This window comes from Geodermatophilus sp. SYSU D01106 (genome assembly GCF_054049995.1).
In genome coordinates, this window is sequence record NZ_JBJGYM010000010.1 from 49,851 (window position 1) to 65,131 (window position 15,281).

The 15,281-nt window shown below is 75.4% G+C and carries 15 protein-coding genes and 1 tRNA gene; 7 read left to right on the forward strand and 9 right to left on the reverse strand.

From position 1 onward, the window contains the following. Positions 1–32: 32 nt before the first annotated feature. Positions 33–647, reverse strand: a complete 615-nt coding sequence (locus ACI78R_RS12480) for a hypothetical protein (RefSeq protein WP_454553983.1) — start codon at positions 645–647, stop codon at positions 33–35. Positions 648–749: 102 nt separating this feature from the next. After that, positions 750–2,264, reverse strand: a complete 1,515-nt coding sequence (locus tag ACI78R_RS12485; RefSeq protein ID WP_073418567.1) for an amino acid permease — start codon at positions 2,262–2,264, stop codon at positions 750–752. 135 nt (positions 2,265–2,399) lie between these two features. Here ACI78R_RS12485 and corA point away from each other — a divergent pair, with 135 nt between their 5' ends. The 3 genes from corA to ACI78R_RS12500 all read left to right on the forward strand — a co-directional run bounded on the left by corA (position 2,400) and on the right by ACI78R_RS12500 (position 4,578). After that, on the forward strand, positions 2,400–3,491 hold the full coding sequence (corA, locus tag ACI78R_RS12490) for a magnesium/cobalt transporter CorA (protein ID WP_457040950.1): 1,092 nt from the start codon (positions 2,400–2,402) through the stop codon (positions 3,489–3,491). A gap of 163 nt (positions 3,492–3,654) precedes the next feature. Next, the gene (locus ACI78R_RS12495; protein ID WP_457040951.1) at positions 3,655–3,906 is read left to right on the forward strand and encodes a hypothetical protein; all 252 of its coding nucleotides are present in this window, start codon (positions 3,655–3,657) and stop codon (positions 3,904–3,906) included. A 24-nt stretch (positions 3,907–3,930) separates the two neighbouring features. Beyond that, positions 3,931–4,578 (forward strand): DUF559 domain-containing protein, encoded by a 648-nt coding sequence (locus ACI78R_RS12500; RefSeq protein WP_457040952.1) that lies wholly within the window; start codon positions 3,931–3,933, stop codon positions 4,576–4,578. Positions 4,579–4,644: 66 nt separating this feature from the next. Here the strand turns inward: ACI78R_RS12500 and rsmI are convergent, their stop codons facing one another. Further along, positions 4,645–5,496: a 16S rRNA (cytidine(1402)-2'-O)-methyltransferase gene (gene rsmI, locus ACI78R_RS12505; RefSeq protein ID WP_457040953.1), complete on the reverse strand. Its 852-nt coding sequence runs from the start codon at positions 5,494–5,496 to the stop codon at positions 4,645–4,647. A 54-nt stretch (positions 5,497–5,550) separates the two neighbouring features. Between rsmI and ACI78R_RS12510 the strand changes: the two genes are divergently transcribed. Genes ACI78R_RS12510 through ACI78R_RS12520 form a run of 3 tightly spaced genes read left to right on the forward strand, consistent with a single transcriptional unit; the run spans position 5,551 to position 9,240 of the window. Next, complete coding sequence (locus ACI78R_RS12510) at positions 5,551–7,077, forward strand: dolichyl-phosphate-mannose--protein mannosyltransferase (RefSeq protein WP_457040954.1); 1,527 nt, start codon at positions 5,551–5,553, stop codon at positions 7,075–7,077. 42 nt (positions 7,078–7,119) lie between these two features. Beyond that, positions 7,120–8,406, forward strand: a complete 1,287-nt coding sequence (locus tag ACI78R_RS12515) for an MFS transporter (RefSeq protein ID WP_457040955.1) — start codon at positions 7,120–7,122, stop codon at positions 8,404–8,406. A 42-nt stretch (positions 8,407–8,448) separates the two neighbouring features. Continuing rightward, on the forward strand, positions 8,449–9,240 hold the full coding sequence (locus ACI78R_RS12520; RefSeq protein ID WP_457040956.1) for an enoyl-CoA hydratase/isomerase family protein: 792 nt from the start codon (positions 8,449–8,451) through the stop codon (positions 9,238–9,240). Here the strand turns inward: ACI78R_RS12520 and ppk2 are convergent. The 6 genes from ppk2 to galU form a co-directional block, all read right to left on the reverse strand. Beyond that, positions 9,203–10,444: a polyphosphate kinase 2 gene (ppk2, locus tag ACI78R_RS12525; protein WP_457040957.1), complete on the reverse strand. Its 1,242-nt coding sequence runs from the start codon at positions 10,442–10,444 to the stop codon at positions 9,203–9,205. The two genes, ACI78R_RS12520 and ppk2, sit on opposite strands and share 38 nt — an antisense overlap. Positions 10,445–10,579: 135 nt before the next feature. After that, positions 10,580–10,653 (reverse strand) — tRNA-Ala (locus tag ACI78R_RS12530). A 70-nt stretch (positions 10,654–10,723) separates the two neighbouring features. Next, complete coding sequence (gene sepX / locus ACI78R_RS12535; protein WP_457040958.1) at positions 10,724–11,443, reverse strand: divisome protein SepX/GlpR; 720 nt, start codon at positions 11,441–11,443, stop codon at positions 10,724–10,726. 157 nt (positions 11,444–11,600) lie between these two features. Continuing rightward, complete coding sequence (locus ACI78R_RS12540; protein WP_073418560.1) at positions 11,601–12,227, reverse strand: GNAT family N-acetyltransferase; 627 nt, start codon at positions 12,225–12,227, stop codon at positions 11,601–11,603. Between the two features lies 1 nt (position 12,228). Next, positions 12,229–13,623, reverse strand: coding sequence for a molybdotransferase-like divisome protein Glp (glp, locus tag ACI78R_RS12545; protein WP_454554280.1), 1,395 nt, complete (start codon positions 13,621–13,623; stop codon positions 12,229–12,231). A gap of 31 nt (positions 13,624–13,654) precedes the next feature. After that, on the reverse strand, positions 13,655–14,569 hold the full coding sequence (galU, locus tag ACI78R_RS12550; protein ID WP_073418559.1) for a UTP--glucose-1-phosphate uridylyltransferase GalU: 915 nt from the start codon (positions 14,567–14,569) through the stop codon (positions 13,655–13,657). 81 nt (positions 14,570–14,650) lie between these two features. Here galU and ACI78R_RS12555 point away from each other — a divergent pair, with 81 nt between their 5' ends. Continuing rightward, positions 14,651–15,244, forward strand: coding sequence for a 5-formyltetrahydrofolate cyclo-ligase (locus ACI78R_RS12555; RefSeq protein WP_073418558.1), 594 nt, complete (start codon positions 14,651–14,653; stop codon positions 15,242–15,244). Positions 15,245–15,281: the final 37 nt, after the last annotated feature.

Consider the following 15,281-nt stretch of genomic DNA (forward strand, 5'->3'; position numbering starts at 1 on the left):
GAGAGTAGTGAGGCCCGGCCACCCGCCTCCCGTCAGGAACCGGGGGCGGTGCTCGACGCCGGAGCGCCGGTGCCCGCGTCGGTCCCCACGGGCGTGCTGACCGCGAGCGCGCCGAGGGCCAGGCCGATGAGCACCACGGTGACCAGCCGGGTGCGCGGGTGGGTCACCGGCGGCTCGGCCGGGCGGCGGCGCGGGCCGGCCGCGGTCCAGGCGACCGTCGCCGGCGCCGAGGTGAGCATGAGCTTGCCGACCGGCACGGCCAGCGCGAGCAGCAGCAGCGCCGGCAGGGGCAGCGTCGTCGGCAGGGCCAGGTCGCTGCCGACGGCGAGGACGGCCAGCGCGGCGAGCAGGACGATCTCGCCGCAGGCGACCCCCGCGGGGAGCCGGTGGCCCGAGCCGTCGAGCGCGGCCAGGCCGCCGGCGGCGCACAGCACGATCCACGCGGCCAGCCCGCCCAGCGCGGCGGCGACGAGCAGGCCCGGGGGCTGCGGGGTCGCCGTCATCAGGCCGTCGAGGCCGGTCAGCGCGCCGGCCAGCAGCCCGACCGCCTCCAGCATGCAGACGGCGGCCAGCAGCAGCACGGCCGCCGGCCGCCGCTGCGGGTCGGCGGTGGTCGGGAGGGGGGCGTCGAGGACGCTGGTCGCCACGGGATCGCTCCTGGCCGGGGACGTCGGTCACCGGTCAGGTCGTCCCGCGGGCGGCGCGGCAGGAGGTCCGCCGCCCCCTGCCTCACCCCTCGGGGGGAGGGGTCAGCGGCGGGCCTCCCGGTCGGCGGCCAGCCGCCGCGCCGCGGCCTCGCCCTCGGCGCCGGCGAGCCGGCTGTGCCGCCGCCCGTAGGCGAAGTAGACGACGAAGCCCAGCGCCATCCAGATGGCGAACCGCAGCCAGGTGTCGGCGGGCAGGTTGAGCATCAGGTAGAGGCAGGCCAGCGCCGAGACGATCGGCAGCACCGGCACGAGGGGGACGCGGAACGCGCGGTGCAGGTCGGGCCGGGTCCGGCGCAGCACGATCACGGCGATCGAGACCAGCACGAAGGCGAACAGCGTGCCGATGTTGACCAGCTCCGCGAGGGTGCCGAGCGGGAGGAAGCCGGCGAGCAGGGCGACGGCGATCCCGGTGCCGATGGTGATCTTGTACGGCGTGCCGTAGCGCGGGTGCACCGTCGCCATCCCCGGCGGGAGCAGGTGGTCGCGGCTCATCGCGAACAGCACCCGCGACTGGCCGAGCATCAGGATCATCACGACCGACGTCAGGCCGGCCAGCGCGCCCACCGAGATCAGGCTGGAGACGAACGACAGCCCGACGCTGCTGAACGCCTCGGCCAGCGGCGCCTCCGTGGACAGCTCGCCGTAGGGCTGCATGCCGACGACGACGAGGCTGACGGCGACGTAGAGCAGCGTGCAGATGACCAGCGAGCCGATGATCCCGCGCGGCAGGTCCTTGCGCGGGTCCCTCGTCTCCTCGGCCGCCGTCGCCACGATGTCGAAGCCGATGAAGGCGAAGAACACGATCGAGGCGCCGGCGATCACGCCGCCCCAGCCGAAGCTGCCCTGGCTCCAGCCGAACAGCGTCTGGATGAGCGGGGCGTGCCAGCCGCTCTCCCCCGCCGCGGCCGGCTCGGCCGGCGGCACGAAGGGCGTGTAGTTGGCGGCCTTCGTGTAGAAGAACCCGAGCACGATGATCAGCAGGACGATGGCGACCTTGATCGCCACGATCACGCCGGTCACGCGGGACGAGAGCTTGATGCCGAGCACCAGGACGCCGGTCATCACCAGCGCGATGACGATCGCCGGGATGTTGACCGTCGCGGTCTCGCCGGCGATGGAGGTCGGCAGCGGGATGCCGATGTCGCCGAGCAGCTGGTTGAGGTAGCCCGACCAGCCCACCGAGACCGTGGCCGCGCCCAGGGCCAGCTCCAGCACCAGGTCCCAGCCGATGATCCAGGCGACGAGCTCGCCCAGCGTGGCGTAGGAGAACGTGTAGGCCGACCCGGCCACCGGGACCGTCGAGGCGAACTCGGCGTAGCAGACCGCCGCCAGGCCGCAGACGACGCCGGCGATGACGAACGAGATCGCCACGGCCGGGCCGGCGGTGGTCTTCGCGACCTCGCCGGTGAGCACGAAGATGCCGGTCCCGATGATCACCCCGACGCCGAAGACGGTGAGGTCGAGGCCCGAGAGGTTCTTCTTGAGCCGGTGCTCCGGCTCGTCGGTGTCCCGGATGGAGTCCTCGACGGACTTGACCCGTCGCGTGCCAGCGGCCACGCCGTCCTCCTGCTCGTCGCCCGGCGTTCCCGCGCGGCGCCGGTCCTCCGGGCAGCGTGGCACGGGCGCCCCGTGCCCGCACGCCTACGCTGCTGCACGCCCGCCGCGGCGGCGGGGCGGGAGGAGGCGGTCGGGGTGAGCGAGGAACGGACGGGCGCGCCCGGCCCCTACGTGCCCACGACGCGCCCCCGGCCGGCCGGTGCGCCGCGCCCGGCGCCGGCCCGGCCGGACGGGGTGGGCGCCGTCGTCGACTGCGCCGTCTACGTCGAGGGCCGCCGCGAGCCGCCGGTGGACCCGATGGAGGCGTTGGAGGCCGCCGTCGAGCGGGGCGGCTTCGTGTGGCTGGGACTGTTCGAGCCGACGGAGGAGGAGCTCGGCGCGATCGCCGAGCGGTACGGGCTGCACCCGCTCGCCGTCGAGGACGCCGTCTACGCCCACCAGCGGCCCAAGCTCGAGCGCTACGACGACGACCTGTTCATGGTGCTCAAGACCGCGACCTACCTCGAGCACGAGGAGCTGACCGCCACCAGCGAGGTGGTCGACACCGGCGAGGTGATGGTCTTCCTCGGCGCCCACCACGTGATCACCGTGCGGCACGGTCAGCACGGCGACCTCGCCGACCTGCGGCGCCGGCTCGAGGACCAGCGCGACCTGCTGTGCCTGGGCCCGTCGTCGGTGCTCTACGCGGTGGCCGACCTCGTCGTCGACTCCTTCGTCGAGGTGTCCGAGCAGGTGCAGGACGACGTCGACGAGCTCGAGGCGTCGGTGTTCAGCCCGCAGCGCACCGATGACATCGGCCGGCTCTACCAGCTCAAGCGCGAGCTGATGCAGCTGCGCCGGGCGGTCGGGCCCCTGGAGCTGCCGCTGCAGAAGCTGTCGGAGCGGCAGGTCGACGTCGTGCCCGACGCGATGCGCTCGTACTTCCGCGACGTGCTCGACCACGCGATCCGCGTGCGCGACCAGGTGGCCGGGCTCGACGAGCTGCTGTCGTCGATCCTGCAGGCGTCGCTGGCGCGGACGTCGATGAACGACAACGAGGACATGCGCAAGATCTCGGCCTGGGCGGGCATCATCGCCGTCCCGACCGCGATCGCCGGGATCTACGGCATGAACTTCGAGTGGATGCCCGAGCTGCAGTGGCGCTGGGGCTACCCGATGGTCTGGATCGTGATCGTCGTGGCGTGCTCGCTGCTCTACCGCGGCTTCAAGCGCAACGGCTGGCTCTAGCCCGCCGGGCAGGCATTGGAAGCTATCCGCACGTAGTGGGGCCCCTGACGTGGGCATAGCTTCCAATGCCTCGACAGTCCAATCAGGCATGTGGACGGAGCCGTCGCCCCACAGGTGAGCCGCTGCCGTCCATCGCAACCGGTCGAGGCTCCACCGTCACCGCATGAAGTGGCGCGAGCACATCACCGAGGTCATCGCGGGGAACGGCGGCATCGCGAGCCGGCAGGAGCTGCTCACACGGGTACCGGCGACCGTGCTCGACGGCTTCCTCGGCCGGCGGACGCTGACCCGCATCTTCCCGCACGTCTACTGCCTCGCCGGCCAGAGCGTGGACGACCGCTTGTTGTTGCGCGCGGCCCTTCGGCACGCGGGCCAGGGTGCCGCCATCAGTCACACGTCGGCGCTGGCGGTCTAGGGGCTCGTCGCTCTCCGCCGTCCGGTGCACCTGACCATCGACCAGGCCGCCCGACGCGCGGGCGCGCCCGACCTGGTGATCCACCGACGCCTGCGCTTCCGCGTCGAAGCTCCTCAGTGCGTCCTCCGCCACGGCCTGCCGGTGACGGACCTCGCCCGCTCGCTGGTCGACTCGTGGCCGTTGTTGGCGGTGGACGATCGCCGTCCCCTGCTGCTCGACGCCGCGCGCCGACGACTCGTGACGCCGTCCGCACTGCTCGAGGCACTGGGTGAGCGCCCCAACGTCGGCGGTCACCGCGCCCTGGCGCAGGCCATCGATCTCGTGCACGACGGCTGCGAGAGCGAACTGGAGGCACTCGGCGTCCTCGGGGTGTTCCGGCACTGCTCCCTCCCGCCGGGGATCGGTCAGTACCGCTTGGCCCTGCCGCAGGGCGGCATCCGGCTCGACCGAGCCTGGCCGGAGGTCAAGCTCGCGGTGGAGCTCGACGGCGCCCGTCACCACACGTCGCCCGAGGACCGGCAGCGCGACCTGGCTCGCGACGCAGCGCTCGCCGCAGCCGGCTGGCTGGTGCTGCGCTTCACCTACGCCGACGTCAGGCGGAACCCCGAGCTCGTGCGTCGGCGGGTCCCGGAGGTCTACCGGATCCGTCAGGCGCAGCTCCGCGTGGGCTGACGTGGCACCGGTGAGGCATAGGAAGCAATCCGCACGTCTGGGCGCCCGATACGTGCGGATAGCTTCCTATGCCTGGTCCAGCGGCTCCTTGGCGGCGACGACGGCGTCGTAGACGGTACGGCGCGGGAGGCCGGTGCGGGCGACGACGGCGCGGATCGCGTCCTTGCGGGTGGCCCCCGCGGCCTCCTCCCCCGCCACCAGCGCCGCGAGCTCGGCCGGCGACAGGGACACCGGCTCGGGCACAGCGCCCGCCACCACGAGCGTGATCTCCCCGCGCACGCCGTCGGCGGCCCACTCGACGAGCGCGGACAGCGGCCCGCGGCGGACCTCCTCGTGCGTCTTGGTCAGCTCGCGGCACACCGCCGCCTCCCGCGACGGGCCGAACGCGGCGGCGGCATCGGCCAGCGCGTCGGCCAGCCGGTGCGGCGACTCGAAGAAGACCATCGTGCGGCGCTCGTCGGCGAGCGAGGCCAGCCGCGACCGCCGCTCCCCCGGCTTGCGCGGCAGGAACCCCTCGAAGCAGAACCGGTCGACCGGCAGCCCCGACACCGCGAGCGCCGTCGTCACCGCCGACGGGCCGGGCACCGAGGTCACCGCGACGCCCGCCTCGATCGCCGCGCGCACCAGCGTGTAGCCGGGGTCGGAGACCGAGGGCATGCCGGCGTCGGTGAGCAGCAGGACCGTCGCGCCGTCGGCCAGCGCGGCCAGGAGCCCCGGCAGCCGCTGGCGCTCCACCGACTCGTGGAAGGTCACCACCCGCCCGGTCGGCGTCACCTCGAGGTCGGTGGCCAGCCGGTGCAGGCGCCGGGTGTCCTCGACCGCCAGGACGTCGGCCGTCGCCATCGCCTGGCGCAGCCGCGGGCCGACGTCGCCGGGCTGGCCGAGGGGCGCCCCACCGAGCACGAGCCGTCCGGTCACGGCGTCGAGCCTGTCACGCCGGTGCGCCCGGGCGGCCCACCTACCCTGAGGCCCATGGCGGTCCTGGCTCCCGAGCGCACCGCCGCCGAGCCTCCCGCCGGCCCGCCGCCCGCCCGGCGGCGCTGGCCGCTCCCCCACCCGCGGGTCGACCGCGTGCCGCCGCTGCCCGGCGACGCGCGGCTGTCCTGGCTGCTCACCGGGCTGCTCGGGCTGCTGACGCTGGTCAGCCGGCTGGTCGGCATCAGCTACCCACGCACGCTGCTGTTCGACGAGGCGTACTACCCGCCCGAGGCGTGGGACCTGCTGCAGTGGGGCCACGAGTACAACCGCGGCTACACGTTCATCGTCCACCCGCCGCTGGGCAAGTGGCTCATCGCGTCGGGCGAGCAGCTGTTCGGCTACACCAGCCTGGGCTGGCGGTTCCCCTCGGCGGTGGCCGGGGCGGTCACGGTCGTCGTCCTCGCCCGGCTGGCCCGGCGGCTCACCGGCAGCACCCTGCTCGGCCTGGTCGCGGGCCTGCTGCTGGCCCTCGACGGGTTCGCGTTCACGGTCTCCCGGATCGGCCTGCTCGACGTCTTCCTGCAGGTCTTCGTCGTCTCCGCCGTCGCCTGCCTGGTCGTCGACCGCGAGCGCGTGCGGGCCCGCGTGCGCGCGCACCTGCCCGTGCCGGCCACCGGCTTCCGGCTCGGCCCGCGCGGCTGGCGGATCGCCGCCGGCCTGCTCTTCGGCTGCGCCTGCGCGGTCAAGTGGAGCGGGCTGTACTTCCTCGCCTTCGCCACCGTGCTGTCGCTGTTCTGGGACCGGGCGGCGTGGCGCGAGGCCGGCGTCCCGAACCCGACGGCGACGACGCTGCGCCGCTCACTGCCCGGCGCCACCTGGGCGCTGGCCGCCGTCCCGGTGCTCACCTACCTGGCCAGCTTCACCGGGTGGTTCCTCGGCGAGACGGCGCAGGGTCGCTGGTGGGCGCAGCGCAACCCGGAGACGGCGTTCCCGTGGGTCCCGGACGCGCTGCGCTCCTGGTGGCACATGCACGCCGAGTGGTGGACGTTCCACAACGGCCTGTCCACCCCGCACCCGTGGGAGTCGGGCCCGTGGACCTGGCTGGTCAACGGCCGGCCCATCCTGCTGTGGAACCCGCAGGGCCTCACCGACGCCGCGGGCGACCAGGTGATCCGCTACATCCTCATGGTCGGGACGCCGACGCTGTGGCTCGCGTTCGCGCCGGCGCTTGCGTGGACGGCGTGGCGGGTCGTCGCCCGGCGCGACCCCGTGGCGATCCTCGTCGCGGTCATGGTGGCCGCGGGCTGGGGCACCTGGTTCCTCAACCCCGAGCGCACGATGTTCGTCTTCTACATGGCGCCGGTGCTGCCGTTCTTCGTGCTCGCCGTCGTCCTGGTGCTGCAGGACGCGCTCGGCCGCCCGGGCGCCCCGCCGTGGCGCCGCTCGGCGGGCCTGGCCGCCGTCAGCGGCTACGTGGCCGTCGTCGCGGGCACGTTCGTCTTCTTCTACCCGGTGCTCGCCGGCCTGCCGCTCTCGCACGCGGAGTGGGTGGCCCGCATGTGGTTCCCCTCATGGTTCTGAGGACTTGAGCCGCCAACTGGTTGCGGAGTACAACCAGAGGACGTGAGTTCCTCATCCGGCACGTGGAAGCAGCCGAAGGCCGTCTACGCCGTCGCCTTCGCCTGCGTCGTCAGCTTCATGGGCATCGGCCTCGTCGACCCGATCCTGCCCGCCCTCTCCGAGCAGCTCGACGCCTCGCCGAGCCAGGTGAGCCTGCTGTTCACCAGCTACCTCGTCGTCACCGCCGTGTCCATGCTCGGCACCGGGTGGGTGTCCAGCCGGATCGGCGCGAAGAGGACGCTGGTCACCGGGCTCGCGGTCATCGTCGTGTTCGCCACCCTGGCCGGGCTGTCGGGCTCCATCGACGGGATCGTCGGCTTCCGCGCGGGCTGGGGCCTGGGCAACGCCCTGTTCATCGCCACCTCGCTGGCGGTCATCGTCGCCTCGGCCACCGGCGGCTTCGCCGGGGCGATCGTGCTCTACGAGGCCGCCCTGGGCCTCGGCATCGCGGCCGGCCCGCTCGTCGGCGGGCTGCTCGGGGACGTGAGCTGGCGGGGGCCGTTCTTCGGCGTCGCCGTCCTCATGGCGATCGCCCTGCTGGCCACCGTCGTGCTGCTCGACGAGACCCCCAGGCCGGCGCAGCGGACCTCCCTGTCCGCGCCGCTCAGGGCGCTGCGGCACCGCAGCCTGCTGACCATGAGCCTCACCGCGCTCCTCTACAACTGGGGCTTCTTCACGATGCTGGGCTACGCGCCCTATCCGATGGAGCTCGGCGCCGTCGACCTCGGCTGGGTGTTCTTCGCCTGGGGCCTGCTGGTCGCCCTGTTCTCCGTCGTCGCCGCACCCCGCCTGCAGGCCCGCTTCGGCACCGCACCCTCGCTCTACGGCGCGCTCGGCACCTTCGCCGTCCTGCTCCTGCTCATCGGCCTGTACACCGACGTCCGGTGGGCGCTCATCGCCTGCGTCGTCGCCTCCGGCGCCGTCGTCGGGATCAACAACACGCTGACCACCCAGGCGGTCATGCTCGTGGCGCCCGTGGAGCGCCCGGTCGCCTCGGCCGCGTACGGCTTCGTGCGGTTCATCGGCGGCGGACTCGCCCCGTTCGTCGCGGGGCAGATGGTCGACGCCTGGGACATCCACGTCCCGTTCCTCGTCGGCGCGGGCGCCGTCGCCCTCGGCGTCGTGGTGCTCGCCACCGGCCACCGCGTGCTCACCGCCGCCGACGCCGGCCTCGCCGGCGGCCACGGGCAGCCCGACCCCGCCGACGTCGCCGGTGAGGTGGCCGACGAGTTCGGCGGCGCCCCGGCCGCGGTCGACGGCGAGGTGGCCGCGCAGCACGCCCGCGCCTGAGCAGCCCTACGGTGGGCGGCACCGGCACCGGGGAGGACGACGATGACCAGCCCCACCGACCGCCCGCGGGTGGCCACCGAGCTCGACGGCGACGTCTGGACGGTGACCCTGGACCGTCCCGAGGCCGGCAACGCCATCGACCCGGCCATGGCCGCCGCGCTCGCCGACGCCCTCGACGTCCGCCCGGCGGGCGCACGGGCGGTGCTGCTGCTCGGCCGCGGCGAGCGGTTCTGCGTCGGCGGGGACGTCCGCGCCTTCGCCGGCGCCGACGACCTGCCCGCCTTCGTCGGCCGCCTCGCCGAGGACTGGCACGCCGTCGTCCGCCGGCTGCTGGACAGCCCGGTGCCGGTGGTCGCCGGGGTCCAGGGCGCGGTGGCCGGGGCCGGCGTGGGGCTGGTGGGGGCCTGCGACGTCGTCGTCAGCGCCCGCTCGACCCGCTTCCGCCCGGCCTACGGCGCGCTGGGCCTGTCCCCCGACGGCGGCAGCTCCTGGGTGCTGGCCCGCACCCTGGGCGCCCCGCTGGCGCTGGACCTGATGCTCACCGACGGCACCCTCACCGCCGTCGAGGCGCACCGGCACGGGCTGGTGGCCCGGCTGGTGGAGGACGAGGAACTGCCCGGCGCCGCGGTCGAGCTGGCCCGCCGGCTGGCCGCCGGCCCGGTGCGGGCCATGGTCCGCACGCGCGGGCTGGTGCGCCGGGCGGCCACGCGCACCGCCGCCGAGCAGCTCGAGGACGAGGCGCGGCTGATCGCGGAGTCCGCCGCCGACCCGGAGGGCCGGGAGGGCGTGCGCGCGTTCACCGCGAAGCGGCCACCGGACTTCCGGTCGGCCTGAGCGCCTCGCCGGCCCCCGCCGGCACCACGACGAGCGGGTCCGGCGTGCCGACGACGTCGTCGCGGCGGCCGGTGTAGTCGAGCACCGACAGCACGTGCCGCATGGCCTCGAGCCGGGCGCGCTTCTTGTCGTTGGCGCGGACCACCGTCCACGGCGCGTGCGGGGTCGACGTCGCCGCGAACATCGCCTCCTTGGCCGCCGTGTAGTCGTCCCAGCGGTCGAGGGCGGCGAGGTCGGTGGGCGAGAGCTTCCACTGCCGCACCGGGTCGCGCTGGCGGATGGCGAAGCGGGTGCGCTGCTCGCCGCGCGACACCGAGAACCACAGCTTGACCAGGTGCAGGCCGTCGGCGACGAGCATCCGCTCGAACTCCGGCGCCTCCCGCAGGAAGGCCGCGTACTCCTCGTCGGTGCAGTAGCCCATCACCCGCTCGACGCCGGCGCGGTTGTACCAGGACCGGTCGAACAGCACGATCTCCCCGGCCGCGGGCAGGTGCTGCACGTACCGCTGCAGGTACCACTGGCCCTGCTCGCGCTCGGTGGGCTTGTCCAGTGCCACCACCCGGCTCCCGCGCGGGTTGAGGTGCTCCGTGAACCGCTTGATCGCCCCGCCCTTGCCCGCGGCGTCGCGGCCCTCGAAGACGATCGCCACGCGCCGGCGCTGCTCCTTGACCGACGCCTGCAGCTTGAGCAGCTCGATCTGGAGCCGGCGCTTCTCCGGCTCGTACTCCCGCCGGCGCAGCAGCTCCGGGTAGGGGTGGTCCTCGCGCCAGGTCTCCGGGCGCGGGCCGTGCCCCGTCGTCCGGCCGCCGGCGAGCACGCCGCCGGTCCAGCGGCCCGGGTCGGGCTCGCGGCGCGGGCGGGGCAGCGCCGCGGCGGCCCGGTGCGGGGCCGGGAGCGCGGGCGGCGGGACGGCGTCGCGCGGCAGGGGCACGACGACGTCGGCGGCGAGGGCGGCGGCGGGGGCGGGTGCGACGGCGGACGGGACGGCGGACGGGGGCGCGGCCTCCGGCAGCCGCAGCAGCTCCAGCGGCGCCCAGACCACGCGCGGGGTGCCGGCCCAGTCGACGCGCACCCGCGCGCGGCAGCGGCCGTCGTCGTCGAAGCGCCAGCCCAGCACCTCGGCGGCGCGCCAGGCGCCGTCGAGGTGCAGCTCCGCCGGCTGCACCTCCCCGAGGGAGGCGACCCGGTCCCCGTGTGCCGCCATGCCGATCACGCTAGGAGAGATCGCACCTGCGGACCGTGAGCACCTGTGACGAAGTCGCGGCCCCGCCGATGGCGATCCGGGCCAGGAACGACCGACGCCGCCGGGGCGGGTGCCCCGACGGCGTCGGACTCAGGGTGGAGCTGAGGGGATTCGAACCCCTGACCCCCTCGATGCGAACGAGGTGCGCTACCGGACTGCGCCACAGCCCCTGACGTGCGCCAAGAGTACCGCCCGTCTCTCCCGGGCCGCCGACGGGGGTGGCGGCCCGGGGTCGAACGGTCAGCCGTTGACGACGCGCGGCTCGTAGTAGTCGATGTCGGCGAAGCCGATGTCGTCGTCGTCGAGGCCGACGACGGCGCTGTCCTGCCAGCCGGCCGGCGCCGGGGTGCGGGCGGCGACCACGCGGGCGGGCCGCAGCGGGTGCACCGGCGCGAGCGGCAGGCTCGGGTGCGGCAGGCCGACGGTGTGGTGCACCGGCTCCTCGTCGACCCGGGCGTCGACCCGGGCGTCGACCCGGGCGTCGACCGGAGCCGCCGGGCGGGCGGCCGGGCGCGGCGCGGGACGGGCGGCGCCCCGAGCGGCGGTGCGGGCCGCGCGGCGGGCGGCGGCCTGCTCGCGGCGGACCGCGGCGCGCAGCACGGCCAGGTAGCCGACCACCGCGACGTCGAGCAGCCCCTGGGCCACCCACAGCCACGGGCTGACGACCACCGCGCCGACCAGGGCCAGCAGCGTCAGCGCGACCAGGCCGGCCAGCGTGCGGCGCCGGACGGCGTGCACGTCGACCCGCAGCTCGCCGGTGCTGCGCAGCAGGTCGCGGTCGACCGAGACGCGCTCGGTCTCCGCCGAGCGCACCGGGTCACCGAGCCGCCGCCGCTGCAGCGTCCGGCCCGGGGTGACCTCCGCACGGGCCACCCTCCCGTCGCCGCGGGTCACCACCATCGGCACCAGCACGACGAACCAGAGAACGACCAGCGCGGCGAGCAGCACGCCTGACCCCATCGAGAACACCACCCGTCACACGAGTCACTTGCCGCGGCAGGTTATGCAGGCAGATCCCCAGGACGAGGGAGGCGCGCGGGCGTGTCGCGGGAGTGTTGCGTGACGGGTGGGACGGGGGAGGCGGCGTGTCGACATGCGGTCGGCCGCTCACCGAGCGTCAGTGGTGTAGGCCCGGACCCCGCGCGAGCCAGGTGGAGAGCACGCCGGCCGGGGCGTCCTCGGCCAGCAGCGCGTAGGACAGGTGGTCGCGCCAGTCGCCGTCGATGTCGAGGTAGCGGCGCAGCAGCCCCTCGCGCGCGAAGCCCAGCCGCTCGACCAGCGCCTGGCTCGGCCGGTTCTCGGGGCGGATGTCGGCCTGCAGCCGGTGCAGCCCGCCCGGGCCGAACGCGTGGTCGCACACCAGCGCGACGGCGAGCGAGGCGAGCCCCCGCCCGGCCACCGCGCGGTCGACCCAGTAGCCCAGCGACCCCGACCGCAGCGCCCCGCGGACGATGTTGTCCACGGTCACCTGCCCGGCCAGCCGGCCCTCCACCCGTACGGCGAACGGCATCGACGTGCCCGCCCGCGCCCGGCGCAGCACCGACCGGCGCATCGCCCGGTAGGCCGCCGGCGTGTGCCGCACCGACCAGGCCACCGGCGCCGACGGCTCCCACGGCCGCAGCCACGACTCGTTGGCCAGCCGCAGCCGGCTCCACTCCACGGCGTCGCCGCGGCCGAGCGGTGACAGCTCGACCGGGCCGTACGCCAGGCGGGCCGGCCAGCCGGGGTGGGGCGTGGGTTCCAGCTCAGCCGCCCAGGAGCAGCGGCATGACGGTCACCAGACCACCCTCGGCGACCTCGGTGACGTCCTCGTCCACGACGATCAGGCAGTTGGCCCGCGCCATCCGCGCGAGCAGCGCCTCGTCGCCGCCGCCGAGGGGCTCGACCACGTAGCCGCCGTCGGGGTGGCGCATGACCTGGCCGTGCAGGTACTGCCGGTAGCCCAGCGGGGAGAGCAGCCGCTCGGCGGAGATCGCCTGCACGGTGCGGCGGAACAGCTGCCGCTTGCCGAGCATCGAGCGGATCGCCGGGCGCACGAACACCTCGAAGGACACCAGCGCCGCGACCGGCTCGCCGGGCACGCAGATCACCGGGACGTCGTCGCGGCCCAGCCGGCCGAAACCCTGCAGGGGGCCGGGGTGCATCGTCACCTGACGGAAGCGCATCGGGCCGAGCTCGGCGAGCACCTCCTGCACCATGTCGCCGTCGGCGGAGAAGGTGCCGGCGATGAGCACCAGGTCGCTGCGCAGCAGCTGGCTCTCCAGCACCTCGGTGAGCCGGCGGCGCTCGGTGGGCAGGATGCCCCAGCGGTAGGCGGCGGCCCCGGCGTCACGGGCGGCGGCGGCCAGCGCGTAGGTGTTGACGTCGACCACCTGCCCGGGCGCGGGCTGCGTGGTGATGTCGACCAGCTCGGTGCCGGCCGAGAGCACGGCCACCCGCGGGCGCGGGCGCACCTGCACCCGGTCGCGGCCGACGGCGGCGAGCAGGCTGATCTGCGCCGGCCCGATCGGGGTGCCCACGGTGACCGCGCTGGTGCCCGGCGACACGTCGTCGCCGGCGCGGCGCACCCAGCTGCCCGGCTCGACGCCGGCGTGCACCTGCACCCGCACCATCCCGCCGTCGGTCCACACGCCGGGGACGACGACGTCGGCGCCGGTCGGCAGCATCGCGCCGGTGGCCACCCGCTGGGCGAGCCCGGGCGCCAGGGCAGTCGGGACGGCGGCGCCGGCCACGGTCTCGCCGACGACGGCCAGCTCCACCGGCGCGTCGGGCGTGGCGCCGGCGACGTCCTCGGCGCGGGCCGCGTAGCCGTCGACGGCGGCCTGGTCGAAGGCGGGCAGCGCGCGGGCGCTGACGACGTCCTCGGCGCAGAGCAGGCCCTGCGCGTCGAGGACGGCGAGCTCGATCGGCTCGGGCTGCGGCACCGCGGCGAGGATCTCGTCGAGGTGCGCCTCGACGGTGCGCGGCGCCGGCGGCTCGGGCTCGGCGAGGGTGCGGGGTGGCGGCACCGCGCCGCGGTCGATCGCGGCGGTGGCGTGCACGGGCAGCCGCGGCGACGTCGGGGGGTCGACGGTGGCCCCGCTGCGGAGGTCCAGCGCCGTCGTGTCCCGGGGCGCGCGGCCCGCGCCGTTCTCGCTCATCGCCTCGATCGTCCCCCCTCGGGGGGCCGCCTCAGGCCTGCGACGCGCCCTCGGCGGGCAGGTCGGCCACGAACTCGGTCAGCCAGGAGCGCAGCGCGGGCCCGAGGTCCTCGCGCTCGGAGGCCAGCCGGATGACCGCCTTGAGGTAGTCGAGCTTGTCGCCGGTGTCGTAGCGGCGGCCGTCGAACACCACGCCGTGCAGCGGGTGCCCGCGCTCGACGAGGGTGGCCAGCGCGTCGGTCAGCTGGATCTCCCCGCCGCGGCCGGGCGCGGTCTCGCGCAGCACGGCGAACACCTCGGGCGACAGCACGTAGCGGCCGATGATCGCCAGGCTGGAGGGCGCCTCGTCGACCGGGGGCTTCTCCACCAGGCCGGTGATCGTGACGACGCCCTCCTGGACGTCCTCCTCGATCGCGACCGCGCCGTACTTGTCGATGTTCTCCGCACCCACGTCGAGCAGCGCGATCACCGAGCCGCCGTGCTCGGCCTGGACGGCGAGCATCTGCTCGAGCAGGTGGTCGCGGGCGTCGATGAGGTCGTCGCCGAGCAGGACGGCGAACGGCTCGTCGCCGACGAACGCGGACGCCTGCAGCACCGCGTGGCCGAGGCCCCGCGCCTCGCCCTGCCGGACGAAGTGCACCTGCGCGACGTCGGTGGACTCCTGGACGGCGGCCAGCCGGCCGGCGTCGCCCTTCTTCTCCAGCGCCGCCTCGAGCTCGGGGGTGCGGTCGAAGAAGTCCTCGATGGCGGCCTTGTTGCGGCCGGTCACCATGAGCACCTCGGCGAGGCCCGCGCGGGCGGCCTCCTCGACGATGTACTGCAGCGCGGGGCGGTCGACGACCGGCAGCAGCTCCTTCGGCACCGCCTTGGTGGCGGGGAGGAACCGGGTGCCCATCCCGGCGACGGGGATGACGGCCTTGCGCGCCGGGCGCTGCGGGGTCGACATGGGCGGCAGCCTAGCCAGGCGGGCGCACCGGACGATCCCGTACCGACCCCTCCGGGGGAGGTGCGGCCCTAGCCTGACCGGGTGACCCCGCCGCCGGAGGGAGACGCGGCCAAGGCCGCGCTGCGCGAACGGTTCGTGGCCGCCCGCCTGGACCGCTCCCCCGCCGCGCGCGCGTCCGCCGCGGCGGCGGTCACCAGCGCCCTGCTCGCCCGCCTGGCGCAGGTGCGGGTGCTGGCGGCGTTCGTCCCCGACGACACCGAGCCCGGCGCCGGCCGGCTGCCGGCCGCGTTCACCCAGCTCGGCGCGCGGGTGCTGCTGCCGGTGGTGCCCGACTCCGGGGCCGAGCTGCGGTGGGCGGTCGACACCGGGCGGCTGGCGCCGGGCCGCTTCGGCCTGTCCGAGCCGGTGGGGCCGCGGCTGGGGCCGACGGCGCTGGGCACCGCGCAGGTCGTCGTCGTGCCGGCGCTCGCCGTCGACCGCGCGGGCACCCGGCTGGGCCGCGGCGGCGGCTACTACGACCGCGCCCTGCGGCACGCGCGGCCGGGCGCCGTCGTGGTGGCGCTGGTCTTCGACGACGAGCTGGTCGACGCGCTGCCGGCGCTCGACCACGACCGCCCGGTGACCGCCGTCGTCACCCCCTCCGGCGGCTGGCAGGACCTACCGACCGGTAGGTGACACGGTGGGCGGCGTCCCGTCAGCGTCGACGACAGGA

Bases quoted from the DNA above. Each gene is read 5' to 3' on its own strand.
- ACI78R_RS12495 (WP_457040951.1), top strand. From the start codon at position 3,655: ATGAAGTGGCGCGAGCACATCACCGAGGTCATCGCGGGGAACGGCGGC.
- ACI78R_RS12510 (WP_457040954.1), top strand. From the start codon at position 5,551: ATGGCGGTCCTGGCTCCCGAGCGCACCGCCGCCGAGCCTCCCGCCGGC.
- ACI78R_RS12520 (WP_457040956.1), top strand. From the start codon at position 8,449: ATGACCAGCCCCACCGACCGCCCGCGGGTGGCCACCGAGCTCGACGGC.
- ppk2 (WP_457040957.1), bottom strand. From the start codon at position 10,444: ATGGCGGCACACGGGGACCGGGTCGCCTCCCTCGGGGAGGTGCAGCCG.
- sepX (WP_457040958.1), bottom strand. From the start codon at position 11,443: ATGGGGTCAGGCGTGCTGCTCGCCGCGCTGGTCGTTCTCTGGTTCGTC.
- glp (WP_454554280.1), bottom strand. From the start codon at position 13,623: ATGAGCGAGAACGGCGCGGGCCGCGCGCCCCGGGACACGACGGCGCTG.
- galU (WP_073418559.1), bottom strand. From the start codon at position 14,569: ATGTCGACCCCGCAGCGCCCGGCGCGCAAGGCCGTCATCCCCGTCGCC.